This is a genomic window from Pseudooceanicola marinus, assembly GCF_020177265.1.
Taxonomy (GTDB): domain Bacteria; phylum Pseudomonadota; class Alphaproteobacteria; order Rhodobacterales; family Rhodobacteraceae; genus Pseudooceanicola; species Pseudooceanicola marinus_A.
Genome location: NZ_JAIVMC010000006.1, coordinates 60,912 through 83,524, shown reverse-complemented (window position 1 = coordinate 83,524; position 22,613 = coordinate 60,912). Strand labels below are relative to the sequence as shown.

Annotated in this window: 25 protein-coding genes; 12 read left to right on the top strand and 13 right to left on the bottom strand. The window is 68.4% G+C overall.

The window, feature by feature from the left end:
* Positions 1–22: 22 nt before the first annotated feature.
* The 5 genes from uvrC to LC066_RS11255 all read right to left on the bottom strand — a co-directional run bounded on the left by uvrC (position 23) and on the right by LC066_RS11255 (position 5,082).
* Positions 23–1,915, bottom strand: coding sequence for an excinuclease ABC subunit UvrC (uvrC, locus tag LC066_RS11275; protein ID WP_224898936.1), 1,893 nt, complete (start codon positions 1,913–1,915; stop codon positions 23–25).
* A gap of 288 nt (positions 1,916–2,203) precedes the next feature.
* Positions 2,204–2,983 (bottom strand): SDR family oxidoreductase, encoded by a 780-nt coding sequence (locus LC066_RS11270; RefSeq protein ID WP_222479019.1) that lies wholly within the window; start codon positions 2,981–2,983, stop codon positions 2,204–2,206.
* Between the two features lie 21 nt (positions 2,984–3,004).
* The gene (locus LC066_RS11265; protein ID WP_224898933.1) at positions 3,005–3,955 is read right to left on the bottom strand and encodes a calcium/sodium antiporter; all 951 of its coding nucleotides are present in this window, start codon (positions 3,953–3,955) and stop codon (positions 3,005–3,007) included.
* A 7-nt stretch (positions 3,956–3,962) separates the two neighbouring features.
* On the bottom strand, positions 3,963–4,169 hold the full coding sequence (locus LC066_RS11260) for a hypothetical protein (protein ID WP_222479023.1): 207 nt from the start codon (positions 4,167–4,169) through the stop codon (positions 3,963–3,965).
* A gap of 115 nt (positions 4,170–4,284) precedes the next feature.
* The gene (locus tag LC066_RS11255) at positions 4,285–5,082 is read right to left on the bottom strand and encodes a S49 family peptidase (RefSeq protein WP_222479025.1); all 798 of its coding nucleotides are present in this window, start codon (positions 5,080–5,082) and stop codon (positions 4,285–4,287) included.
* A 139-nt stretch (positions 5,083–5,221) separates the two neighbouring features.
* Between LC066_RS11255 and pgsA the strand changes: the two genes are divergently transcribed.
* From pgsA to LC066_RS11240, 3 genes are read left to right on the top strand one after another with little or no spacing between them, the layout of a single operon-like run.
* Complete coding sequence (gene pgsA / locus LC066_RS11250) at positions 5,222–5,884, top strand: CDP-diacylglycerol--glycerol-3-phosphate 3-phosphatidyltransferase (RefSeq protein ID WP_222479027.1); 663 nt, start codon at positions 5,222–5,224, stop codon at positions 5,882–5,884.
* Between the two features lie 38 nt (positions 5,885–5,922).
* Positions 5,923–6,168 (top strand): molybdopterin converting factor subunit 1, encoded by a 246-nt coding sequence (gene moaD, locus LC066_RS11245; protein WP_224899486.1) that lies wholly within the window; start codon positions 5,923–5,925, stop codon positions 6,166–6,168.
* A gap of 10 nt (positions 6,169–6,178) precedes the next feature.
* Positions 6,179–6,637 (top strand): molybdenum cofactor biosynthesis protein MoaE, encoded by a 459-nt coding sequence (locus tag LC066_RS11240; protein WP_224899484.1) that lies wholly within the window; start codon positions 6,179–6,181, stop codon positions 6,635–6,637.
* 219 nt (positions 6,638–6,856) lie between these two features.
* Here the strand turns inward: LC066_RS11240 and LC066_RS11235 are convergent, their stop codons facing one another.
* From LC066_RS11235 to ubiA, 3 genes are read right to left on the bottom strand one after another with little or no spacing between them, the layout of a single operon-like run.
* Entirely contained in the window at positions 6,857–7,207 is a 351-nt protein-coding gene (locus LC066_RS11235; RefSeq protein ID WP_224898930.1) for a hypothetical protein, read from the bottom strand.
* A gap of 30 nt (positions 7,208–7,237) precedes the next feature.
* Positions 7,238–9,202: an OmpA family protein gene (locus tag LC066_RS11230; RefSeq protein ID WP_224898927.1), complete on the bottom strand. Its 1,965-nt coding sequence runs from the start codon at positions 9,200–9,202 to the stop codon at positions 7,238–7,240.
* Between the two features lie 59 nt (positions 9,203–9,261).
* On the bottom strand, positions 9,262–10,239 hold the full coding sequence (gene ubiA / locus LC066_RS11225) for a 4-hydroxybenzoate octaprenyltransferase (protein ID WP_224898924.1): 978 nt from the start codon (positions 10,237–10,239) through the stop codon (positions 9,262–9,264).
* Positions 10,240–10,250: 11 nt separating this feature from the next.
* Here ubiA and LC066_RS11220 point away from each other — a divergent pair, with 11 nt between their 5' ends.
* From LC066_RS11220 to LC066_RS11200, 5 genes are all read left to right on the top strand, one after another.
* A complete protein-coding gene (locus LC066_RS11220; protein WP_224898921.1) occupies positions 10,251–10,997 on the top strand; it encodes a 16S rRNA (uracil(1498)-N(3))-methyltransferase in 747 nt (248 codons plus the stop codon).
* Entirely contained in the window at positions 10,997–11,875 is an 879-nt protein-coding gene (locus tag LC066_RS11215; protein WP_224898917.1) for a GNAT family N-acetyltransferase, read from the top strand. Before LC066_RS11220 ends, LC066_RS11215 begins: the two co-directional genes overlap by 1 nt.
* On the top strand, positions 11,872–12,402 hold the full coding sequence (locus tag LC066_RS11210; RefSeq protein ID WP_224898914.1) for a hypothetical protein: 531 nt from the start codon (positions 11,872–11,874) through the stop codon (positions 12,400–12,402). The genes LC066_RS11215 and LC066_RS11210 overlap by 4 nt, the downstream gene beginning before the upstream one ends.
* A gap of 79 nt (positions 12,403–12,481) precedes the next feature.
* Positions 12,482–13,852 carry a glutamate--cysteine ligase gene (locus LC066_RS11205; protein ID WP_224898911.1) on the top strand — a complete coding sequence of 457 codons (1,371 nt, stop codon included), beginning with the start codon at positions 12,482–12,484 and terminating at the stop codon, positions 13,850–13,852.
* Positions 13,853–14,003: 151 nt separating this feature from the next.
* Complete coding sequence (locus tag LC066_RS11200; protein ID WP_224898908.1) at positions 14,004–14,378, top strand: hypothetical protein; 375 nt, start codon at positions 14,004–14,006, stop codon at positions 14,376–14,378.
* A gap of 52 nt (positions 14,379–14,430) precedes the next feature.
* Here the strand turns inward: LC066_RS11200 and LC066_RS11195 are convergent, their stop codons facing one another.
* From LC066_RS11195 to LC066_RS11175, 5 genes are all read right to left on the bottom strand, one after another.
* Complete coding sequence (locus LC066_RS11195; protein WP_224898905.1) at positions 14,431–14,976, bottom strand: GbsR/MarR family transcriptional regulator; 546 nt, start codon at positions 14,974–14,976, stop codon at positions 14,431–14,433.
* Between the two features lie 93 nt (positions 14,977–15,069).
* The gene (gene plsY, locus LC066_RS11190; RefSeq protein ID WP_224898902.1) at positions 15,070–15,681 is read right to left on the bottom strand and encodes a glycerol-3-phosphate 1-O-acyltransferase PlsY; all 612 of its coding nucleotides are present in this window, start codon (positions 15,679–15,681) and stop codon (positions 15,070–15,072) included.
* Positions 15,668–16,963, bottom strand: a complete 1,296-nt coding sequence (pyrC, locus tag LC066_RS11185) for a dihydroorotase (protein ID WP_224898899.1) — start codon at positions 16,961–16,963, stop codon at positions 15,668–15,670. Before pyrC ends, plsY begins: the two co-directional genes overlap by 14 nt.
* Positions 16,964–17,093: 130 nt before the next feature.
* Positions 17,094–17,693 (bottom strand): hypothetical protein, encoded by a 600-nt coding sequence (locus tag LC066_RS11180; protein ID WP_224898896.1) that lies wholly within the window; start codon positions 17,691–17,693, stop codon positions 17,094–17,096.
* Between the two features lie 173 nt (positions 17,694–17,866).
* The gene (locus LC066_RS11175; protein ID WP_085886421.1) at positions 17,867–18,820 is read right to left on the bottom strand and encodes an aspartate carbamoyltransferase catalytic subunit; all 954 of its coding nucleotides are present in this window, start codon (positions 18,818–18,820) and stop codon (positions 17,867–17,869) included.
* Between the two features lie 201 nt (positions 18,821–19,021).
* On the opposite strand from LC066_RS11175, the gene LC066_RS11170 reads away from it, so the two are divergent.
* The 4 genes from LC066_RS11170 (at position 19,022) to LC066_RS11155 (ending at position 22,613) form a co-directional block, all read left to right on the top strand.
* Complete coding sequence (locus tag LC066_RS11170) at positions 19,022–19,513, top strand: hypothetical protein (RefSeq protein WP_224898893.1); 492 nt, start codon at positions 19,022–19,024, stop codon at positions 19,511–19,513.
* A gap of 71 nt (positions 19,514–19,584) precedes the next feature.
* On the top strand, positions 19,585–20,421 hold the full coding sequence (locus LC066_RS11165) for a uracil-DNA glycosylase (protein ID WP_224898890.1): 837 nt from the start codon (positions 19,585–19,587) through the stop codon (positions 20,419–20,421).
* A gap of 40 nt (positions 20,422–20,461) precedes the next feature.
* Entirely contained in the window at positions 20,462–20,995 is a 534-nt protein-coding gene (gene moaB / locus LC066_RS11160; protein ID WP_224898887.1) for a molybdenum cofactor biosynthesis protein B, read from the top strand.
* A gap of 130 nt (positions 20,996–21,125) precedes the next feature.
* Complete coding sequence (locus LC066_RS11155; RefSeq protein ID WP_224898883.1) at positions 21,126–22,613, top strand: efflux RND transporter periplasmic adaptor subunit; 1,488 nt, start codon at positions 21,126–21,128, stop codon at positions 22,611–22,613.

The following is a 22,613-nucleotide window of genomic DNA, read 5'->3' as shown; positions in this document are numbered from 1 at the left end:
GTGGGGCCTCGGGCCTGCGCCCTCAGCCGCCGGAATGGAAGTGATCGTAGATCTTCTCGGCCAGGCTGCCGGAGACTCCATCGACCGCCTTCAGATCCGCCAGGTTCGCCCGGCTGACCGCCTTGGCCGAGCCGAAATGCGCCAGCAGCGCCCGTTTGCGCGCCGCGCCGACGCCCGGCACCTCGTCCAGCGGGTTGGCCATGTTCGACTTCGCGCGCTTGGCCCGGTGGGTGCCGATGGCAAAGCGGTGCGCCTCGTCGCGCATGCGCTGCACGAAGTAGAGGACCGGATCGTTCATCTTCAGGGCGAAGGGGCGCTGGCCGGGGCGGTGGAACTCTTCCTTGCCGTGGTCGCGGTCGACGCCCTTGGCGACGCCCACCATGGGCAGGTCGGGCACGCCCATCTCCTCCAGGATCTCCTGCACCGCCGAAACCTGACCCGCGCCGCCGTCGATCAGCAGCAGGTCGGGCCACATGCCCTTGCCGTGGTCGGGATCTTCCTTCAGCAACCGTTTCAGGCGGCGCTTCAGCACCTCCTTCATCATGCCGAAGTCATCGCCGGGGGTCAGTTCGTCGCCGCGGATGTTGAACTTGCGGTACTGCGATTTCAGGAACCCCTCGGGCCCGGCGACGATCATGCCGCCGACGGCATTGGTGCCCTGGATGTGGGAGTTGTCGTAGACCTCGATCCGCTCGGGCACCTTTTCCAGGCTAAAGGCCTCGGCCAGCCCCTTCAGCAGCTTCTGTTGCGTCGCGCTTTCCGACATGCGGCGGCCCAGGCTTTCGCGGGCGTTGCGGGCGGCGCCCGCGATCAGCTCCATCTTCTCGCCCCGTTGCGGCACCAGGATCTCGACCTTGCGGCCCGCCTTTTCCGACAGCACCTCCTGCATCAGGTCAGTGTCCTCGATGTCATGGGACAGCAGGATCTGCCGGGGCGGTTCCTTCTGGTCGTAGAACTGGCCCAGGAAGGCCTGCATGACCTCCGCCTCGCTGACATCGGTGCCGGCGCGGGGATAGAAATCCTGGTTGCCCCAGTTCTGGTGCGCGCGGATGAAGAAGACCTGCACGCAGGCCTGTCCGTGTTCCATGTGCAGGGCCACCACATCCGCCTCGGCGGTGGAGCGCGGGTTGATGCCCTGGGTCGACTGCACCTGGGTCAGGGCCTTGATCCGGTCGCGCAGGGCGGCGGCGCGTTCGAACTCCATCTCCTCGGAGGCGGCCTGCATCTCTGCGGCCAGCTTCTCCTGCACATCCGTGGACCGGCCCTGAAGGAAGCGTTCCGCATCGGCCACGGTGGCGGCGTAGTCGAATTCGGAGATATAACCCACGCAGGGCGCGCTGCAGCGCTTGATCTGGTAGAGCAGGCAGGGACGCGTGCGGCTGTCGAACATCGAATCCGAACAGTTGCGCAGCAGGAATACCCTTTGCAGCTGGTTCAGCGTGCGGTTCACCGCGCCCGCGCTGGCGAAGGGGCCGTAATAGGCGCCCTTGTCCTTCTTCGCGCCGCGATGCTTGCGGATCTGCGGAAAGGGGGTGTCCTTGGCCACAAGGATATTCGGGAAGGACTTGTCGTCGCGCAGCAGCACGTTGTAGCGCGGTTTCAGCTGCTTGATGAGGTTCTGTTCCAGCAGCAGCGCCTCGGTTTCCGTGCGCGTGGTCAGGAACATCATCGAGGCGGTCTGGCGGATCATCCTGGCGATCCGTTCGGAATGACCGGTGGGCCGCGCATAGCTGGATACGCGGGCCTTCAGGTTCCGCGCCTTGCCGACATACAGCACCCGGCTCTCGCTATCGAGCATCCGGTAGACGCCGGGAGAGCTGTCCAGCGTAGCGAGGTAGGACTGGATCACGGCACGACCGCGGGGCCGGTTTTCGCCGGTCTCCGTCTCGGTCGTGCTGTCGATTCCGTCGGTCATGCGATTCCGTCTCGATTCTCGGAAGGGCTGCAAATTTCCGCGTGTGGAGACAAGAGCAAAGCTTTCCCCGCATTCTGTGGATAAGTCCGGGGATAGGATTTAGACATCCGAAAAAAACCCTTGTTTCGCGGCGCTTTCCTTGAGTTGACTAAATTTTATGCGGATTTTCAACTGGTTGTTTTCGTTGGGGAAATTTTATTACCAAGGGCAACCAACTGAAAACATTGAGGTTTTGGTAACGGATTTGTAAAGGCGTCGTGACAGGTGCAAAACTCTGTCCGTGACCCGTCATTCGACGCCCTGAACGTCCGGTGTCTGCCAGGCCAGGTGCTGTCCGCCGTCGGTGCAGATCAGCTGTCCGGTGACCCCTTTCGCCCCCAGGAAATAGCGCAGCGCGCCGCAGATATCCTCCGGGTCGGAACCGCGTTCCAGCACGGTGTTCTGCCGCTGGCTGTCGAAATGCGCCTGGCTTTGCCGGGCGCCGCGCAGGGTCGGGCCGGGGCCGATGGCGTTGACGCGCACCGCGGGCGCCAGGGCGCGGGCGGCGGTCTGGGTGAAGGCCCACAGACCCATCTTGGAAATCGTGTAGGACATGAATTCCGGGGTCAGCTTGTGCACCCTCTGATCCAGCATCTGGATCACCAGCGCCTGGGCCACGGGCTCGCCGTGATCGTCGGTCGCGGCCGCGGGGGCCTGCTCCGCGAAGAGCTGCGTCAGCAGGAAGGGCGCGCGCAGGTTCACCTCCATGTGGCGGTCCCAGCTGGCGCGGTCGGCAGTCTCGATGTTGTCGTAGTCGAAGACCGACGCGTTGTTGACCAGGCAGGTCAGCGGCCCGCCTAGGGCCTCGGCGGCGCGATCCACCAAGGGGGCCACCTCAGCTTCCTGCGTCATGTCCGCCTGAAGCGCCACCGCCTGGCGCCCCATGGCACGGATCTCGGCCACGACCTCCTCGGCGGCCTCGGCGGAGCCGTTATAATGCACCGCGACGTCATGGCCGTCCTCGGCCAGGGTCAGGGCCATGGCACGGCCAAGGCGTTTGGCGGCTCCGGTGACGAGGGCGCGGGGCATGAGGCTCTCCTCAGGTTGGGATCAGGTCAGGACAAGTACGATGTAGAGGCCATATAGCGCGGTCAGCACGATCCCCCAGAGCCGCCCGATGTCGCGGGCGAAGAAGACGAAGGGGATCAGCAGCAGCGAGGCCCCCAGCATGACGGCAAAGTCGAAGGCCAGCTCGGGCATGTCGACGGGGATCGGGGCGAAGATCGTGGTGATGCCGATGATGGCCAGCAGGTTGAACAGGTTGGACCCGATGACGTTGCCCAGGGCCACGTCGGCCTGGCGGCGCAGCGCGGCCATCACGGTGGTCGCCAGTTCCGGCAGCGAGGTGCCAAGCGCCACCAGGGTCAGCCCGATCACCGTCTCGCTGATGCCGTAGGCGCGGGCGATCTCGGAGGCGCTGTCGACCAGCAGCGAGGCGCCCAGGGGCAGGCCCACAAGGCCCAGCAGGAGGTAGAGCCCGATCTTCCAGCCCGGCATCTTCGGATCCGCACCTTCGAGGTCTTCTTCGTCTATGGCAGCGCCATTGGCCTCGCTGCGGTGGCGCATCGCCTCGCGGCCCTGGTCAAACAGGATCAGCGCCAGCATGGTCAGCAGGATCAGCCCGTCGAGATGGGTGAAGCCGCGGAAGGCCAGCAGAACGAAGATGAAGGACGACCCCAGCATCACGACATAGCTCTTGCGGGTGTCGTGGCCGGCGGTGCACATGGTGGCCAGGATTGCGGGCAGGCCCAGCACCAGCAGGACGTTGGCGGTGTTCGATCCCACCACGTTGCCCAGGGCCAGGCCGGGCTTTTCCTGCGCGGCGGCCTTCAGCGAGATCAGGAGTTCCGGCGCCGAGGTGCCGAAGGCGACGATGGTCAGGCTGACCAGCAGCGCCGGGATGCCGATGCGCAGCGCCAAGTTGACGGCGCCCCGCACCAGCATGTCGCCGGCCAGAAGCAGGATGACGAGGCCGAGAACGGCCATGAGCCAGACGAGCATTCGCGGATTAACTCCCCTTACGGTTTTCTGTGCCGGTCTTGCAGGGGCAGGGGCCCTTGCCGATCCGGTGCCGCCCGCAGTCGGGGCAGGTCGCAGAGACGCGGCGTGCGGGTTTCAGGACATCGCTGCCCAGCTTGCGCAGCAGCGACAGCTTGCCGAACATGGCCAGCACGGCCATGCCGACGAGAAAGAGAAAGACGATCTTCAGCAGCATGAAGGGGCCGGTCCTGCTGCCTGTGCCCTGTTCCGTGCCTTGTCAGCACGGGGGCGCGGCACCCCGGCGGCCGAAACGGCCGGGTGGCTGATCGCGAAGGGCAGCAGGGCTGCGATCACAGGCCGAACCGCGCGTAGGCCGCGCGTTCCTCGACCGTCACCAGCGCCTCGCCCAGCACCGAGGCGCCCAGGCGCTGCATCCAGCCGCGCTTGCGCCCGTAATGGCGCAGCTTCACGTCCTTGCCGTAGCGTTCCTTCAGCACCGGCACCAGGTGACCGATGGAATCGGCCAGGCCCAGATCGACCGCCGCCTGGCCCAGCCAGACGCGCCCGGTGAAGAGATCGGGATCGGATTTCAGCCGGTCGGCGCGGCGTTTCTTCACATGGGCGATGAAATGGCCATGGATATCGCCCAGCAGGTCCTTCAGCCGGGCCACGTCCTCTTCCTTCTCGGGCTGGAACGGGTCCAGCATGCTCTTGCTTTCGCCGGCGGTATAGACGCGGCGCTCGATCCCCTGACGGGCGAGGAAGACATGGGCGCCGAAGCTCGAGGAGATCACCCCGATGGAGCCCAGCATCGAGCTTTCGTCGGCGATGATCTCATCCCCGGCGCAGGCCAGCCAGTAGCCACCCGAGGCCGCCACGTCTTCGACGAAGGCCAGCACCGGGATCTTCTTTTCCTCGGCGAGCCGCCGGATGCGCGCGGCGATCAGCGAACTTTGCACCGGCGAGCCGCCGGGTGAATTGATGACCAGGGCCACGGCGGCGGGCTTGCCGCGCTTGAAGGCGCGCTCGATCACCGGGGCTAGCGCCTCATCGTTGAGAGAGGCACGTGCGCCGGTGGCGATCATGCCGCTCAGCCTGACGACCGCGACGGTGGGGCCGCGTTTCTTGAAGGGGTTCCGAACTGCCATGAGGAGGATGTAAGGCGGGGGCTTGCGGCAGGCAAGATGGCCAGGGGCAATCCCGGGGCAAAGGCGGAAAAAACATTCGGCGGCTCACGCCTGCGCGAAGGATCTTTCCCCGGCGCGCGCGGCGGAGTAGGAGGGGGCCATGCAACTGACCCTGCCCAACCTGCTGACCCTCCTGCGCCTGGCCGCCGCGCCCGGCATCGCGATCTGTTTCCTGGCGCTGCCCCGGCCCTTTGCCGACGCCTGCGCGCTGGTCCTGTTCGTCGTCGCCTCGCTGACCGATTATGCCGACGGCTACCTGGCCCGCAAATGGCAGCAGGTGTCGAAACTGGGCACCATGCTGGACCCGATCGCCGACAAGGCGATGGTGGTGATTGCGCTGATGGTGCTGGCGCATTTCTCCACCCTCTCGGCGCTGCTGATCCTGCCCGCCGCGTTGATACTCTTCCGCGAGGTCTTCGTCTCTGGCTTGCGCGAATACCTGGGCGACACGGCCGGGCTGCTGAAGGTGACCAAGCTGGCGAAGTGGAAGACCACGGCGCAGATGGTTGCCATTGCCGTGCTGCTGGCGCAGGGGATCGCCGAACACACCCTGGGTGAGGCGGTCTTCGGCCTCGACAACGGCCATGTCACGGCTATCCTCGATGGCGAGGCGCCGGACGAGATGGGCCTGCGTCCGCTCTTCCTGCTCAACGACCTTGCCACCTGGGCCGGGCTCGCCCTGGTCTGGATCGCGGCGGTTCTGACGGTGATCACCGGGGCGGACTACTTCCTCAAGGCCCGCCCGCATCTGCGCGACGAGTGACGCGCCCCCGACACGCGACGGAGGTAACCATGCAATCCCTGCAGATCGTCTATTTCGCCTGGCTGCGCGAACGCATCGGCCTGCCGCGCGAAACCTGGGAGACAAAGGCCGAAACCCCGGCGGAACTGGTCGCCGAACTGGCGGCGCGCGAGGATCGTTATGCCCTGGCCTTCGCCGACCTCTCGGCGGTGCGCGTGGCGTTGGACCAGGAACTGGCGGAGTTCGACGCGTCGCTGGCCGGCGTGCGCGAGGTGGCCTTCTTCCCCCCGATGACCGGGGGCTGAGATGGGCGACCTGCAGATCCGCGTGCAGGAGGCGGCCTTCGATCCCGGCGCCCTGCTCAGTGATTTTGACCAGCTCGCCGCCCGGTCCGGCGCCGGCGCCGTGGTCACCTTCACCGGGCTGGTCCGGGACCTGCCGGGTGGCGGGTTGCACGCGATGGAGATCGAGCATTATCCCGGCATGACCGAGAAGGCGCTGACCGCCATCGCCGAGGAGGCCGCGGGCCGCTGGGATCTGGGCCCCGTCCTGATCCTGCACCGCTACGGCCTGATGCGCCCCGAAGAGCCGATCATGATGGTCGCCACGGCCTCGGCGCATCGCGCGGCGGCCTTCGCGGCGGCGGATTTCCTGATGGACTACCTGAAAAGCCGCGCGCCCTTCTGGAAGAAGGAAACGACGGAGGCGGGCGACAGCTGGGTGGCGGCCAAGGCCGAGGATGAAGCCGCCCTGGACCGCTGGCGGCAGGGCTGACACGCCGCCCCGGTCGGCCTGCGGCCGATGCCTCCGGCGGGAGTATTTCAGACAAGGTGAAGCCTGAGGGGCGGCGCGAAAGGCCACGGCGGCCGTCCGGGCTGACACCTTGGCCTGCGGGGCGTCACGCCCCTGTCTTCACTTCGTCGACAATGCTCCGGGGGAGTCTCCGGACCGGAGACGGGGGCAGAGCCCCCTGCCGCGGCCTGTCGGGGCGCCTCAGCCGGGCTGGTGGACGCGCTCGATATAGGCGCGCAGTTCCTCCGCCTCGGAGCGCGCCTCGCGCAGGCCGTCCATCGCTGCCGACAGCTCGGCCTCGGTCTGCGACAGCTGGTTGGTCAGCTCCGCCTCGCGCTGCTGCAGGTAGGTGATCGCCTGGTCGCGCGTTTCCTCGGCCTCGTGCAACTCCTGCGCCATGCGTTCCAGCTCGCCGATGTCGGCGCTGGCCACCCGGGTGAAGCGATGGATCAGCCAGTAGGCGAACCAGCCGAGGCAGAAGGCCACGAACAGAATGATGGCCGTGGCGATGATGAATTCGGTCCTGTTCACCCGGTGGGTCCTCGTCGTCATGGCCGGGCGGGCGCCCGGCCGGAATATCTCTTACTCGTCGCCCGAGCCGGCCTCTGTGTCCTCGTCGCCGGCGCCATCCTCTGCCGCCGCGTCGTCAGGGCCGTCTGCGGTGTCCGCCGTATCCTGTGCCGAGTCCTCTGCGGTCTCGCCCGTCTCTTCCGCCTCATCTTCCGCCGTTTCGTCGGCGGTGTCGATCAGGCTGAACTCGATCCGGCGATTCGCCTCGCGGCCCGCTTCGGTTCCGTTATCGGCGATCGGCGTCGTCTCACCATAGCCTTCCGCCTCGAAGGTGCGGGTCAGCACGCGACGCAGGCGCAGCTCGTTCAGCACGGCCTGGGCGCGTTGCTGCGACAGGCTGAGGTTCATTTCCTCGCGGCCCTGGCTGTCCGTGTGACCGGCGATCTGCAGCGGCAGGTTGGGGCATTCCTTCAGCACCTCGGCCATGCGGTCAAGCAGATCGAGGCTGGCGGCATCCACATTCGTCGAGCCGGGTTCGAAATTGATCTTCTGATCGGCGGTCTGGATGGCCTGCAGATCCGCCAGGCATTCCTCCGGCGTCGGGATCGAGGCGACCGGATCCAGCTCTTCCTGGTAGGTGACGGCGATGTCGTAGGTGCCCGAGGCGCCCAGCTTCTCGCCCAGCAGGCGCGCGATGGCATCGCTGGCCTCGGCATTGCCGGTGTTGCCGCGGATCTCGATGGCGTCGGGCGTGACGGTGACAGACCCGTTGGACAGCTGCGACAGCGCGTCCAGCGCCGTCAGCACCCGCAGGGGCCAGGTCTCCGGCAGCGTCTCGTCCAGACGCGCGGCGGCATAGACGTTTTCAGAGCCGAAGCGCGCCTGCGCCAGCGATTCGGCGGCGCGGCGGGTGATCTCGTCCCCCAGGCGCCCGCGGATCTGCATCAGGCCTTCGGGGCTGAGCGTGGCGGTGAATTCCGGCGGACCCTCGGCTTCCTCGTCGGGGGCTTCGGGCAGTACGGCGGCCAGGGAATAGACCTCAGGCAGGCTGTTCTCCAGCTCGCCGACGACGCGATCGAAAAGACCGGAGGCGGTGCCCTGGGCCGCGATCAGCGAAATGTCGGCGTCCGAGAAGGTGACGGTGCCGCCCCCAAGTTCGCCCACGGCGCGGATCGACATCGACGCGGCCTGCGACCAGTCCGAGGACGGCACGCCCAGGCCGATCACGCAGCCCGCCGTGTCGGGCGCCCCCCAGGAGCGGGCGGCAGAAAGGATGCGGTCGCGCGCCGCTTCGGTGTCGGCGGAACAGGCGTCGAAACGCGCGCCCTCGTCGTCCAGCACGAAACGCAGGGTATAGGGCGCGATGATCGGGCGCGGCGCGGAGATGTCCATCGTCAGGTCGATGTCGGTGCCCGCGGCGCGGGTCAGCGCGGCCTGCATCTCGCGCTTTTCATCGGCGCTGCGGCTCATCGCGGTGATCGACACCTCGCCGGCGGAGAGTGAGATTTTGGACTGCGGCAGCTCGCGCAGGGCCTCAAGCGCATAGTCGATGGTATCCCCCCAGCCCTCGGGCACGGGGTAATCGGCGGTCTGCAGCAGGTCCGACACCTCGTCGACGCCGCTCAGGCGACCGGCGCGTTCAACCAGGGCGTCGCGGTCGTACTGCATCGGGATCAGCCCGATCAGCGACAGCTCCGCGCCATTCCGCAGGATTTCGACCGAGAACCGCGGCGGGGCGATGCCGGTCCGCGATTCGACGTCCATCTCGTCGATCACCCGCGAGGCATCGACGACCGAGCTGGCGACCGATTTCGCCGAGAAACGGCGCGCCTCGGTGGGCGCCACGCCCGACAGGATCACCTGCAATCCGTCGGCCTTCACCTCGGCCCAGCCGAGGTCGTTCATGTCGAGGGAATTGCGGACCGTGATCTCGGAGTTGTTCTCGACCAAGCGGACCGTGAAGCCGGCGGCGACCAGGCTGCCGGCGGCTGCGGTCGCGAAGGCACCGGAAAGGATGGCGATGGCGGAAAGTCGCATGGGCGGTCTTGCGTCGTTGAAGTCACGCTTTCTCTAAAGGTGCGGGGGAGGGGTTGCAATCACAGCAGAAAGGCAACGGCGAAAAACGGCAAGGGCAGGAGGCCGGCATTGCGGTTAGACCGGAAAAGCATCAGCAGCCCGTCCATGTTCTCGCTGTCGAAGGTTTTCAGCTGCCACAGCAGGTGGAACCCCATGGCCCAGGGGCCCAGCAGGGCGAGGATCAGCGCCGACGGGTCCTGGCGCGGCATGACGGCGAGGATCACCGCCAGACCCATCAGCGACACGGCGGCCACCAGGAAGCGGGCCAGCCAGGCCGGCGTGCGGTCCATGAACAGCCGCGCGGTGGATTTCACCCCGATCAGCGCGTCGTCTTCCTTGTCCTGGTGGGCATAGATGGTGTCGTAGAACAGCGTCCAGGCGATGCCCGCCACGTAAAGGACGACGGCCGGCCAGCCGAGCGAGCCGCTATGCGCCGTCCAGGCCAGCAGGGCGCCCCAGTTGAACGCCAGGCCGAGGAAGACCTGCGGCCACCAGGTGAACCGCTTGGCAAAGGGGTAGATGCAGACCGGGCCGAGCGCGATGATTCCCAGCACGATGGCGGGCAGGGGGAAGGTCAGCAGGATGCAGAAGGCCACAAGCGCCTGAATCACCATCCAGGCCACTGCCTGTTGCGTGGTCACCTGGCCCGAGGGGATGGGCCGCGACTTGGTGCGCTCGACCATGCCGTCGAACTTGCGGTCGGTGATGTCGTTCCAGGTGCAGCCCGCGCCGCGCATCAGCCAGGCGCCGGCGCCGCAGCCCAGGAAGATCCACAAATCCTGCCAGCGCGGGTCGCCGCCCGCCGCCATGGCCAGGAACAGACCCCACCAGCAGGGCAGCAGCAGCAGCCAGGTGCCGATCGGCCGGTCCGCGCGGCTGAGGCGCAGGTAGGGACGGGTCCAGGCAGGGGCGAGCGTGTCGACCCAGTTGCCGCTGACCGCATCAGAGACCTGACCGGCGAGGGTGCGTTGCTCTGGCGTCGTGGGTCCGCTGGTCATATGTAGGCCTCATGGATATGGCGAAGATCAGGCTCTGTGTAGAGCACCCGCTGGGGCAAGGGCAAACCGTTCCGCTCGACCGCGACCAGGCGCATTACCTCTTTGGCGTGATGCGCCAGGGCGAAGGGACCATGGTGGCGCTGTTCAACGGGCGCGATGGCGAATGGCAGGCGGAGGTGACGCAGGCCGGCAAGCGCGGCGGCGAACTCGTCTGTCGCAGCCAGTCGCGGCCGCAGTCCCATCCGCCCGACCTCTGGCTGCTTTTTGCCCCGATCAAGAAGGCGCGCACCGACTTCATCGTCGAAAAGGCGGCTGAGATGGGCGCGGCGAAGATCCAGCCGGTGCAGACCGAGTTCACCAATGCCGAACGTATCCGCCGCGACCGGCTGCAGGCCCATGCGGTGGAGGCGGCCGAGCAATGCGGCGCCACCCACGTGGCCGAGGTGGAGGATTTGGTGAAGCTGGACCGCCTGCTGGCCGACTGGCCGGAAGACCGGCAGCTGATGGTCTGCGACGAGGCCTTCGCCGATGCCAGCTACGGCACGCCCGACGGCGCCCCGCGGCCTCTGGCCGATGCGCCAAGGGGGGCCTGGGCGGTGCTGATCGGCCCCGAGGGCGGCTTTTCCCCCGCCGAACGGCGTCGGCTGCACAGCCAGCCCTTCGTGTGGCCGGTGCAGCTTGGCCCGCGCATCCTGCGTGCCGATACCGCCGCCGTGGCCGCGCTGACCTTGTGGCAGGCGACCCTGGGGGATTGGTGATGACCGCGCCCGACACCCTGCGGCGCGCCGAGCCCGAGGATGCGGCGACGCTGGAGGCCTTTCTGTCCCGTTACCCCGAAACCTCGATGTTCCTGCGCAGCAACCTGGCGGCCCATGGCGTGGGTTCGGGCGATCATCCCCATGCCACCGAGTTTCTGATTTTCCCCGCCGAAGGGCCGATCCGTGCCGTCTTCGGCCGGACCTCGGGCGGCTACACCCTGGTGCAATGCCCGGGGCTGGAGCCGGAGGCCTTTGCCGGCGCCGCGCGCGCCTGGGCCGGGCAGGGGCTGCGCGCACTGACCGGCGAGGCGGAAATGGCCGCGCGGCTGCTGTCGGCCCTGGGGCTGGCGGGTGCGGTGGCGCATGACAATGTCGAGCCGCTGTACCGTCTGCCCCTGCGCGACCTGCCGGCGGGTGACGAGGTGATCCGCCCCGCCCAACCCGGGGACGAGGCGCTGCTGACCGACTGGTTCGCGACCTACGAGGCCGAGATCGGCACGGCACATGCCGACGCGGCGCAGGCGCGCGCCGATGCCCTGTCGCGGGCCCGGGCCGCCATCGCGGGCTTTCCCATGCGGCTGATGCTGGACGACGGCCAGCCCGTGGCCATGGCAGGCATCAACGCCCGGGTGGGGGACGTGGTGCAGGTCGGTGGCGTCTTCGTGCCGCCGGAGACGCGCAACCGAGGGCTGGGTCGGCGCGTTACCCGCGCGCTCTTGCAGGAGGAGGCGCAGGCGGGCGCCCGCCTGGCCGTCCTCTTTGCCAACAATGCGGCCGCCGCCCGCGCCTATGAGGCCCTGGGCTTCGTCCGCGTCGGCGACTACCGCGTGGCGCTTGCCGACCGTCTGCTGACCATTCCCGGGGAGGGGCCCGCATGATCCGACCCGAGGTGAAAACCGCCCTTATGCGCTGGCGCGAGGCGCTGATCGGCGCGGCCCTGCTGGCCTGGGGGCTGTGGTGGGCGCTGACGGCGCATGGCTACATTCCCTGGATCGGCGGCGTCATGGCGCTGATCGGCCTGGCGCTGGCGGTGACCGGCGTGCAGCGCGGCCGCTTCCGCACCGGCGCGGGCGGCCCGGGCGTGGTTCAGGTGACCGAGGGCCAGGTGGGCTACTTCGGCCCCTTCACCGGCGGCGTGGTGGCGCTGTCGGACATCTCGAAACTGGAACTGGACGCGGGCCGCACACCGCCCTGCTGGCGCCTCAGTCAGTCCGGCCAGCCGCCGTTGGAGATCCCGTTGAACGCCGAAGGCGCCGAGGCGCTTTTCGATGTCTTCGCCGCCCTGCCGGACATCCGCACCTCGCGCCTGGTGGCCGAGGTGCAGCGCGCGGCGAGCGGGCAGGGGGGCGGATCCGGGGCTCAATCGGTCGTGATCTGGGAACGGGCAAGGCTGCGCCTGCATTGACACCCGGCGGAATTCGGCTGAGGTAATGGACCCCGACGCCCCTTGACCGGGCACAGATACCCCGACGGAGATCCTCCCCATGTCCATTCCCCAATCGGGCGGCGGCCCCATCGAGCGGCACGAGCAGATGGCCGAATACCTCGCCGAAGGCTGCAAGCCCAAGGAAGACTGGCGTATCGGCACCGAGCACGAGAAGTTCGGCTTTTGCACCGACAGCCTGAAACCGCTGCCCTACGAGGGCGAGCGGTCGATCTTTGCGGTGCTTTCGGGCCTGCGTGACCGCTACGGCTGGGCGCCCGTGGAGGAGGGCGGCAAGCTGATCGGTCTGCAGAAGGACGGCGCCAACGTCAGCCTGGAACCGGGCGGCGCGCTGGAACTGTCGGGGGCCCCGCTGGAGACGATCCACCAGACCTGTGACGAGGTGAACGAACACCTGAAGGAAGTGAAGAGCATCGCCGACCATATCGGCGTGGGCTTCATCGGGCTCGGCGCGGCGCCCACCTGGACCCATGACGAGATGCCGCTGATGCCCAAGGGGCGGTACAAGCTGATGGATGCCTACCAGAACACCGTGGGCACCACCGGCACCACCATGATGCGCCGCACCTGCACGGTGCAGGTGAACCTCGACTTCGGGTCCGAGGCGGACATGGTGCAGAAGATGCGCGTGGCCTTGGCCCTGCAACCCGTGGCCACCGCGCTTTTCGCCAATTCCCCCTTCTTCGAGAACAAGCCCAACGGGATGAAGAGCTATCGCAGCTGGGTCTGGCGCCACATGGATGCGGCGCGCACCGGCATGCTGCCCTTTGTCTTCGACGAGGGCTTCGGCTTTGACGCCTATGTCGAATACGCCCTCGACGTGCCGATGTACTTCGTCTACCGCGATGGCGAATACATCGACGCCCTGGGTCAGTCCTTCCGCGATTTCCTGAAGGGCGAACTGCCGGCGCTGCCGGGTGAGAAGCCGACGCTGTCGGACTGGGCCGATCACCTGACCACGATCTTCCCCGAGGCGCGGCTGAAGAAGTTCATCGAGATGCGCGGCGCCGATGGTGGTCCCTGGCGCCGTCTTTGCGCCCTGCCGGCCTTCTGGGTCGGGCTGACCTATGACCAGGGCGCGCTGGATGCGGCCTGGGACCTGGTGAAGGGCTGGACCGCGCCGCAACGCGAGGCGCTGCGCGTCGCCGCCGCCGATCAGGGGCTGCAGGCCAAGGTCGACGGCATCGACATGCACGACATTGCGCGCGAGGTCCTGGCAATCGCCGAAAACGGGCTGAAGGCGCGGGCGCGTCCCGGGGCCGGCGGCCTGATCCCCGATGAGACCCATTTCCTGAACGCGCTGAAGGAAAGCGTCGACAGCGGCAAGGTGCTGGCCGACGAACTGCTGGACAAGTACAACGGCGAATGGGGTGGCGACATCTCCCGCGTTTTCGGTGAATACTCCTACTGAGGCGGCCTGAGCGCCGCGTTGCGGCGGCGCCAGAACAGCCGCATCGGGGCGGGGCCGGGAAACCGGCCCGCCCCTGGCGACGTTGGTATCTTGTGAGCCGCCCGGGTGTCGGGCCTTTGCCTGCTCTGGCGGACCCATCGGAGGGACAACGATGCGCAATTTCATGATCCGGGCCTTCGAGGCCGTCATCCTGGCCTTCAGCTTGCTGGCCGCCCTGGGCGTGACCCTGGCCGCCGCCGGCATGGTCATGGGCCAGGTGACCCTGGCCGAGTTGGACGGGCCGCTGTCGATGCTGGGCGTGGGCACGGAGCTGCAGGCGCAGCGGATGGCAGCGGAGCTCACGGGTGAGCCGCTGCCCGATGCCGTGCAGGACAGTGCGCTGGCGGTCTGGCTCAGCGCCGGGGCGGTCCTGCTGGCGGGTTACCTGTCGATCATCCTGCTGAGCGGCGCGGCCCTGACCCTGACCGGGATCTACCGCCGCATGACCCGCCTGGTGAAGCTGATCGAGGCCACGCCCACCGAGTGAGCCGGGGGCGCAGGGCGCTGCCGCGGCGTCAGCAGCGAGGGGCCCCTTCGCGTCAGCCGCTCTTCTTCTTTTTCTTCTTCGGCTTGGTCGTGCCGTCCGGGCTTGCGCTTTCGGCGTCGGCGGCAAGTGCGGTCAGCGTGTCGTCCAGGGCCTGGCGCGCGCTGCTGTCGAGCGCATCCATGACCCGGGCCGTTTCGCGCAGGCGCGCCAGGACCGGCGCGGGGGTGCCGTCGCGGGTGGCGGCGGCCATCTGGGTGTCCAGCGCGGCACGGTAGGGGGCGATCTCGCGTTCGTGACGGGCGGCGATCACGGCGCGGGCCAGGACGGTCAGGTCCCGGGGGGCGGTGTAATATTCCTTGCGGTCGCCCAGCTGGCGGCTGCCCTCGATCACCTGCCAGCCGTGCAGCTCCTTCAGGCCTGCCGACACGTTGGATCGCGCCAGACCCAGGGTCTCGCTGATCTCTCCGGCGCTGAGCGGATCGGGCGACAGGTGCAGCAGGATCAGCATCTGCGCGGCAGATCGGTTCAGGCCCCACTTGCTGCCCATTTCACCCCAATGCAGGATCATGGCCTGCATCGCCGGGGTCAGTTCGGCCATGTGATCGGTTCTCCGTCTGGCGTGTGCTGCACGCAGACGTAGCACGGGTCCGGTCTTTTCCAAACCGCAGGCGGCCCGCAGCGTGGCCTTTGCCTATTTTTTCCCGATCCTGGGCTCTTCTCCGGCCAGCAGACGCTGGATATTGGGCGCATGGCGAATGTAGATCAGCACCGCCAGGGCGATGGCCAGGACGATCATTTCGGATCTGTCGAAGGCCCAGAGCCAGACCGGCACCGCCGCTGCCGCCACCAGCGCCGACAGCGACGAGATGCGGAAGACCAGCGCCGTGAAGGCCCAGGTGGCACAGGCCGCCAGCCCCACGGGGAAGAACAGCGCCAGCAGCGTGCCGAGGTAGGTCGCCACGCCCTTGCCGCCCCTGAAACCCAGCCAGACCGGGAAGCAATGGCCGAGGAAAGCCGCGAAGCCCGCCAGCTGCACCGCATCCGCATCGGCCAGCGCCCGGGCGATCAGCACCGCCGCCGCGCCCTTGCCGCTGTCGCAGATCAGGGTCAGCAGCGCCGCCAGCTTGTTGCCGGTGCGCAGAACGTTGGTCGCCCCGATGTTGCCCGACCCGATCTGGCGCAGGTCGCCCAGCCCGAAGGCGCGGGCGATGACGATGCCGAAGGGGATCGACCCCAGCAGGTAACCCAGACCGCCCGCCAGCAGCAGGGTCAGCGCGGGGGAGGTCAGCTCAGGCAGCCACATAGGACACCTCGCCGAAGATCAGCGCGCCACCCACCCAGGTCGCGCGGACGCGACCCTGCATCCGGGCGGAGTCGAAGGGGGTGTTCTTCGATTTCGACAGCAGCTTGAACCGGTCGAGCACGAAGGGTGCATGCGGATCGAACAGAACCAGGTCGGCGGGGGCGCCGGTGGCCAGCCGCCCGGTTTCCAGCCCCAGCCGTTTCGACGGGTTCAGCGACAGGGCGCGGAACAGGACCGGCAGGGTCAGATCGCCCGCATGCACCAGCCGCATCGCGGCGGGCAGCAGGGTTTCCAGCGCCACTGCGCCCGACGCCGCCTCCTCGAAGGGCAGGCGCTTGCTTTCCTCGTCCTGGGGCGTGTGCATCGAGCTGATGATGTCGATCAGCCCCGAGGCCACGGCCTCGACCACTGCCTGGCGGTCCTCCTCGGCGCGCAGGGGCGGCTTTACCTTGAAGAAGGTGCGATAGTCGCTGACGTCATATTCGTTCAGGGTCAGGTGATGGATCGAGACGCCGGCGGTCACGTCCAGGCCGTTGCGCTTGGCCCGTTCCAGCGCGGGCAGGGCGCGGGCAGTGGTCACCTGGTCGAAGTGGTAGCGCGCGCCGGTCATCTCCAGCAGCGAGACATCACGGTCGATGCCCATCCGTTCGGCCATGGGCGAGACGGCCGAGAGGCCCTTCAGCGCCGCGAACTTGCCTGAGGTGGCGCAGGCGCCTGCCGAGAGGCCCGGTTCCTGGATATGGCCCAGCACCAGCGCGCCGCGGGCGCGGGCATAGGTCAGGGCGCGTTGCAGAACCTTGGTGTCGGTGACCACGTGGTCGCAATCGGTGAAGGCCACGGCGCCGGCATCCATCAGGAAGCCGATCTCGGTCATCTCGCGCCCCTGCCGGCCCTTGGTGAGCGCGGCCATGGGCAGGACGCGCACCGGCGCGGCCTCGCGCGCGCGGCGGGTGACGAATTCCAGTGTCTCGGGGTTGTCGATCGACGGATCGGTGTCGGGACGGGTGACGATGGTGGTGACGCCGCCGGCGGCTGCAGAGCGTCCGGCGGTGCCGAAGCTTTCCTTGTGTCGCTCGCCCGGTTCGCAGACTTTCACGCCGATGTCGACGATCCCCGGCGCCAGGTACCTGCCGCCGCAGTTCACGACCTCGGTGGCGCCATGGGCCTCCGCCTCGGCGCCGGTGGCCAGGATCCGGCCCTCGCCGATCAACAGGCTGCCGGGGGCCTCGGTGCCCGCCTCGGGGTCGATCAGGATCGCATTGGTGAGAAGGGTCGTGGTCATGGGCGCGCCTGCCTGTCGTCTGCGTCGTTGCGCCCGCTATACGCCATCGGGGGGCGAGGGGGGAGGGGGGAAATGGCCCCGTCCGGTCTGGGTCAGGCCCCGTGGCCCCGCCGCCGATGGCCCCGCGCCGTCAGATCAGCGCCAGGGCGAACCACAACAGCAGGCCCAGGGCGACGATCCCGGTGAGGATCAGCGTGATCTGCCAGGGCCGCGACAGGCGGAAGGGGCCGGGCAGGGGGCCCTGGGGCGGCGGCAGGGTGCCGGCGGTGGCCGTGCGCGTGGGGATCTGGCCCAGCCCGATGGGGGTGTAGTCGGCATCATACCGTCCCAGCAGGGACAGCCCGCGCGGCAGCGGCAGCACCCGGTCCTCCAGCCCCGTCAGCCGCCCGCGCAGCAGGACCACCGGCGCGGTCACCGCGTCCAGCCGGGCGCGGTCGGGCGTGACCTCCTCCGGATCCAGGCCCAGCCCTTCGGTCAGGTAGCCCGACAGCCCCACGCCCTCCAGGTCGGCGGGGTTCACCAGCTCCAGCTCATCTTCGGCCTCGGGCGGCAGGCCCAGCAGGGCGGCAAGGGTGGCGCCGGTCTCACCGTTCAACCGGCGCGGCGCCAGCAGGGCGGCCATCTGCGGTGCCTCCGGGTCGACGGCCAGCAGGTAGACGGCGCTGCGATCGGCGGGCGTCAGGGTCAGCACCTCGGCGCTGGCGGGAATGACGGGGTCTGACGGCGACATGGCGGGCCTCGTATTGCGACTATGCTCAGGCGGTCTGTCAGTCGCGGATCCCCTCGATCAGGGAAAGACCTTCTGACCGTCTGCTATACATTCAAACCCGAGCTTCGGGGTCTGGGTTCCGCGTTTCATCAGATGCCGCTTTTTGGCGAAGGCGACCGACGGGGCGCGCGCGGCTATGCGGCGGCCTCTGCCGCGCGGCGCTCGCGCAGGTTGCGGGCCAGAAGGTCCATCGCCGCCATGCGCACGGCCACGCCCATTTCCACCTGGTCGCGGATCACGCTGCGGTTGATGTCGTCGGCGATGGTGCCGTCGATCTCCACGCCGCGGTTCATCGGGCCGGGATGCATGACGATGGCATCGGGCGCGGCATGGGCCAGCTTTTCGGCATCCAGGCCATAGCGGTGGTAATACTCGCGTTCCGAGGGGATGAAACCGCCGTCCATGCGTTCCTTCTGCAGGCGCAGCATCATCACCACGTCCACGTCCTTCAGACCTTCTTCCATGCTGTCGTAGACCTCGCAGCCCAGCTCGGCGAAGGCGCCGGGCACCAGGGTCGGTGGGCCGACCAGGCGGATGCGGTTTTCCATCTTGTGCAGCAGCAGCAGGTTCGACCGCGCCACGCGGGAATGCGCGACGTCGCCGCAGATCGCGATGTTCAGCCGGTGCAGCCGCCCCTTGGCACGGCGGATGGTCAGCGCATCCAGCAGCGCCTGGGTGGGGTGCTCGTGCCGCCCGTCCCCGGCGTTCAGCACGGCGCAGTTCACCTTTTCCGACAGCAGGTCGACGGCGCCCGAGTTCGGGTGACGCACCACCAGCAGGTCCGGGTGCATGGCGTTCAGCGTCAGTGCGGTGTCGATCAGGGTCTCGCCCTTCTTCACCGAGCTGGCCTGCATCGCCATGTTCATCACGTCGGCGCCCAGCCGTTTGCCCGCCAGTTCGAAACTGGCCTGGGTGCGGGTGGAATTCTCGAAGAACATGTTGATCTGGGTAAGACCCGCCAGCGCTTCGGAATGCTTGTCGTCCGAGCGGTTCAGCGCGACGTAATCCTCCGCCAGGTCGAGAAGGGTCGTGATCTCATCCGGGGCCAGCCGTTCGATGCCCAGAAGGTGCTGTTGCCTGAAGCTCATCTGCTGTCTCCCGCTCGTTTGGGGCCTTATAGGCGCGGGCGGGGGCGCGCGGCAAGCGGGGCGCGTGGGAATGTCCCCGGGGTGGCAGGGACGGCACGTCGGCCTCGGGAAGGCAAAAATACTTTCCTTGGCGCTTGACGCGCTTTGGCGTCCATATCTAGGGTACGGATGTGGGGCACAATTGGAACTAACGGGATAATCATGAAATTTTTCAGAGGTCTATCCGGCGCCGCCGTAGGGGTGGTGCTGGCGCTGTCGGGCTGCGCGGAACAGGCGCGCAACGTGCCCGCCACCTATATTCCCAGCCTGGTCTACCGTGGGGCCAGCTGTGGTGAACTGCACCAGGAACAGCGCGCGCTCTACGCCTATGTGCAGCATGTCACCTTGGCACAGCGCCACGCGGCGCAAGCGGATTTCGCCGCCGTCTTCGTCGGCACGTTGATCGTATGGCCGGCCCTCTTCGCGTTGCCCCTGACGGTGGATCAGCAAGCCCAGCTGTCTTCTGCGCGCGGTCACTACGATGCCTTGGTGAAGGCCATGCATGAACAGGGCTGCACCGGCGCCTCGGCAACGGCGGGACAGGTCCGGTCGGGCTATGGCGGCAGCTACGGCGGCGCCTACAGCGGTGGATACGGGGCCCCGATGCCGGGGGCCGACTGGAAGCGCTACGCGGGGCAGTTCCCGCCGCTCTGATCGCCGGGACGTCTGCCGGGGGCGGCGCGCCCGCGCTTTTCCCCGCGCGGACGGCAGGATAGGGTGGCGCCATGGAATCGCAGCCCCCCCTCGACATGATCGCAGAGATGCCCGCCGGCCAGATGGACTGGCACCTGGCGCGTGCCCTTCTGGAATGGCAGATCGAGATGGGCGTCGACGAATGCATGGCCGAGGCACCGGTCGATCGCTTCGCCGTGGAGGCCGAGCGCCCGAAGGCGCCGGCGCGCGCGCCGGGGCAGGCCCACGCCCCCGAAACCCCGGTGCAGCCGCGTCAGGAGATCGACGCGGTGGAGGTCGCCCGCCAAGCCGCGGAGGGCGCCGCCAGCCTGGAGGGCCTGCGCGAGGCCCTGGCCGCCTACGAACATTGCGAGCTGAAGCGCGGCGCCCGCAGCCTGGTCTTCTCCGACGGCAACCCGGCGGCGAAGGTGATGATCCTGGGCGAGGCGCCGGGTCGCGACGAGGACCGCGAGGGGCGTCCCTTCGTCGGCCGGGCGGGCCAGCTGCTGGACCGGATGCTGGCCGCCATCGGCCTGGCGCGTGACGCCGAGGAGCCGGAGGAAGCGGTCTACATCACCAACGTGCTGCCCTGGCGGCCGCCGCAAAACCGCGACCCGAAACCCGAGGAAATCGCCATGATGCTGCCTTTCGTGCAGAAGCACGTGGCACTGGCGAACCCCGATGTGCTGATCCTGATGGGCAATATTTCCTGCCAGGCGGCGCTGAAAAAACGTGGTATCCTGAAACTGCGCGGCACCTGGGCCGAGGCCTTCGGCCTGCCCGCGCTGCCGATGACCCACCCCGCCTACCTGCTGCGCCAGCCCCATGCCAAGCGCGAGGCCTGGGCGGATCTGCTGTCGCTGAAGGCGCGGCTGGAGGACCGGGGCTGACGCCTGGCCCGGACCCGGTGCGCCCCGAGGAGGAGATCCGATGAGCGAGAAAGACTTCATCCCGGTGCGCATCGCCGTGCTGACCGTGTCCGACAGCAGGACCCTGGCCGAGGATCGGTCGGGCGACACGCTGGCGGCGCGGATCGAGGCGGCGGGCCATATCCTGGCCGCGCGCCACATCCTGCCCGACGACCGCCCGCAGATCCGCGATCAGCTGGCCGCCTGGGTGGGTGATCCGGGTATCGACGTGGTGATCTCCACCGGGGGTACCGGGCTGACGGGGCGCGACGTGACTGTCGAGGCGCATCGTGACATCTACGAGAAGGAGATTGAGGCCTTCGCCACGGTTTTCACCATCGTCTCGATGAACAAGATCGGCACCAGCGCGGTACAAAGCCGCGCCACGGGCGGGGTCGCGGGGGGCACCTACCTCTTCGCGCTGCCCGGCAGCCCCGGCGCCTGCAAGGATGCCTGGGACGAAATCCTGGTCAAGCAGCTGGATTATCGCCACGCGCCCTGCAATTTCGTCGAAATTATGCCCCGACTGGATGAACATCTGCGACGGAAACCGTGAACCTCTGCGTAAGACGTTCCAAGTGATCGTGTAGATCGTCATAACCGTATTGTTTGTTGGAGACTGACCGGGCGTGGTGCAGGCTGGTCGCCATGACCCTTGCCGCGCCGATCTGACGGGACCGAACCGCATGAGATTTCTCAGCCGCAGCCTCTTGGGGCTGTTCCTCCTTTCCCTGACCCTGGGCCTGCTGACCTACGCGGGCAGCTTGGTCTATGACGCGGTGCAGGTGCGCATGGCGCGCGAACCCTTCATGCCGCGCGGGCGCGAGCGGGAGTTCGCGGTCAACGTGGTGGAGGCGCGCGCGGGCACCGTGGCCCCGGTGCTGACGGTCTTCGGCGAGGTGGAAAGCCGCCGCATCTTGGAAATCCGCGCCGCCGTCGGCGGCGAGGTTGTGGAGCTGTCGGAAGATTTCGTCGAGGGCGGTCAGGTCAGCGCGGGCCAGGTCCTGTTGCGGCTGGACCCGGCGCAGGCCGAGACCGCGCGGGATCGCGCCGAGGCGGACCTGGCCGATGCCCGGGCCGAGCAGCGCGACGCGACCCGCGCGCTGGAGATCGCCCGCGATACCCTTGTTGCTGCCGAGGACCAGGCGGCGCTGCGTCAGCGCGCGCTGGAACGGCAGCAGACCCTGATCGAACGCGGTGTCGGATCCGCCGCCGCCGAGGAGGACGCCGAACTGGCCGCCTCCGCCGCACGGCAGTCCGTGCTGTCGGCGCGCAACGCCCTGGCCGTGGCCGAGGCGCGGGTCGACAGCGCCGCCACCGCCCTGCGCCGGGCGGAGCTGGACCGCGACGAGGCCGAACGCGACCTGACCGACACGGTGATCCGCGCGGGTTTTGACGGGACGCTGTCGGGTGTGGACCTGGTGGAGGGCCGCCGTGTCTCGGCCAGCGAGGCCCTGGCGGAGCTGATCGACCCGGATGCGCTGAACGTCGCCTTCCGCGTCTCCACCCCGCAATACGTGCGCCTGCTGGATGACGCGGGCCGCCTGCCGCCGCTGCCGGTCGAGGCCGCGCTGGAGGTCTTCGGCACGACCCTTTCGGCCGAGGGCGAGATCCGCCGCGACAGCGCCGCCGTGGGCGAGGGGCAGACGGGCCGGATGCTGCTGGCCGAACTGGGCCCGGCGCCGGGGCTGAAGCCCGGCGATTTCGTCACCGTCCGCGTGCAGGAACGCCCGCTGGAAGATCTGATCCGCCTGCCGGCCACGGCGCTGTCCGCCGACGGGCTGGTGCTGGCGATCAATGACGACAGCCGGTTGGAGGAACAGCCCGCCGAGCTGGTGCGCCGCCAGGGCGACGACATCCTGGTGCGCGCGCCCGCGCTGGAAGGCCGCCTGATCGTGGCCGAACGCACGCCGCTTCTGGGGCAGGGGATCCTGGTGCGCCCGCTGGGCGGGCCGGAGGCCGCGACCGACGCGGGCGCGGAGGGGGCCGCGGGCCCCGCCGAGGCCGCGCAGATGATTCCCCTGACGCCCGAGCGCCGCGCCGAACTGGTGGCCATGGTCGAGGGCAACGACCGCCTGCCGCAGGAGGTGCGCGCGCGTCTGCTGGCGCAGCTCGACCAGCCGCAGGTGCCGGCGCAGGTGATCGAACGCCTCGAACAGCGGCGCGGAGGCTGA

Excerpts from the sequence above, each read along its gene's own strand:
- ubiA (WP_224898924.1), bottom strand. The coding sequence starts at position 10,239 with ATGACCAGCGGACCCACGACGCCAGAGCAACGCACCCTCGCCGGTCAG.
- LC066_RS11200 (WP_224898908.1), top strand. The coding sequence starts at position 14,004 with ATGCGCAATTTCATGATCCGGGCCTTCGAGGCCGTCATCCTGGCCTTC.
- uvrC (WP_224898936.1), bottom strand. The coding sequence starts at position 1,915 with ATGACCGACGGAATCGACAGCACGACCGAGACGGAGACCGGCGAAAAC.
- LC066_RS11235 (WP_224898930.1), bottom strand. The coding sequence starts at position 7,207 with ATGACGACGAGGACCCACCGGGTGAACAGGACCGAATTCATCATCGCC.
- LC066_RS11165 (WP_224898890.1), top strand. The coding sequence starts at position 19,585 with ATGGAATCGCAGCCCCCCCTCGACATGATCGCAGAGATGCCCGCCGGC.
- LC066_RS11230 (WP_224898927.1), bottom strand. The coding sequence starts at position 9,202 with ATGCGACTTTCCGCCATCGCCATCCTTTCCGGTGCCTTCGCGACCGCA.
- LC066_RS11175 (WP_085886421.1), bottom strand. The coding sequence starts at position 18,820 with ATGAGCTTCAGGCAACAGCACCTTCTGGGCATCGAACGGCTGGCCCCG.
- pyrC (WP_224898899.1), bottom strand. The coding sequence starts at position 16,963 with ATGACCACGACCCTTCTCACCAATGCGATCCTGATCGACCCCGAGGCG.
- LC066_RS11155 (WP_224898883.1), top strand. The coding sequence starts at position 21,126 with ATGAGATTTCTCAGCCGCAGCCTCTTGGGGCTGTTCCTCCTTTCCCTG.
- LC066_RS11195 (WP_224898905.1), bottom strand. The coding sequence starts at position 14,976 with ATGGCCGAACTGACCCCGGCGATGCAGGCCATGATCCTGCATTGGGGT.
- moaB (WP_224898887.1), top strand. The coding sequence starts at position 20,462 with ATGAGCGAGAAAGACTTCATCCCGGTGCGCATCGCCGTGCTGACCGTG.
- LC066_RS11255 (WP_222479025.1), bottom strand. The coding sequence starts at position 5,082 with ATGGCAGTTCGGAACCCCTTCAAGAAACGCGGCCCCACCGTCGCGGTC.
- LC066_RS11210 (WP_224898914.1), top strand. The coding sequence starts at position 11,872 with ATGATCCGACCCGAGGTGAAAACCGCCCTTATGCGCTGGCGCGAGGCG.
- LC066_RS11260 (WP_222479023.1), bottom strand. The coding sequence starts at position 4,169 with ATGCTGCTGAAGATCGTCTTTCTCTTTCTCGTCGGCATGGCCGTGCTG.
- LC066_RS11205 (WP_224898911.1), top strand. The coding sequence starts at position 12,482 with ATGTCCATTCCCCAATCGGGCGGCGGCCCCATCGAGCGGCACGAGCAG.
- LC066_RS11220 (WP_224898921.1), top strand. The coding sequence starts at position 10,251 with ATGGATATGGCGAAGATCAGGCTCTGTGTAGAGCACCCGCTGGGGCAA.
- pgsA (WP_222479027.1), top strand. The coding sequence starts at position 5,222 with ATGCAACTGACCCTGCCCAACCTGCTGACCCTCCTGCGCCTGGCCGCC.
- plsY (WP_224898902.1), bottom strand. The coding sequence starts at position 15,681 with ATGTGGCTGCCTGAGCTGACCTCCCCCGCGCTGACCCTGCTGCTGGCG.
- LC066_RS11180 (WP_224898896.1), bottom strand. The coding sequence starts at position 17,693 with ATGTCGCCGTCAGACCCCGTCATTCCCGCCAGCGCCGAGGTGCTGACC.
- LC066_RS11215 (WP_224898917.1), top strand. The coding sequence starts at position 10,997 with ATGACCGCGCCCGACACCCTGCGGCGCGCCGAGCCCGAGGATGCGGCG.
- LC066_RS11170 (WP_224898893.1), top strand. The coding sequence starts at position 19,022 with ATGAAATTTTTCAGAGGTCTATCCGGCGCCGCCGTAGGGGTGGTGCTG.
- LC066_RS11265 (WP_224898933.1), bottom strand. The coding sequence starts at position 3,955 with ATGCTCGTCTGGCTCATGGCCGTTCTCGGCCTCGTCATCCTGCTTCTG.
- LC066_RS11270 (WP_222479019.1), bottom strand. The coding sequence starts at position 2,983 with ATGCCCCGCGCCCTCGTCACCGGAGCCGCCAAACGCCTTGGCCGTGCC.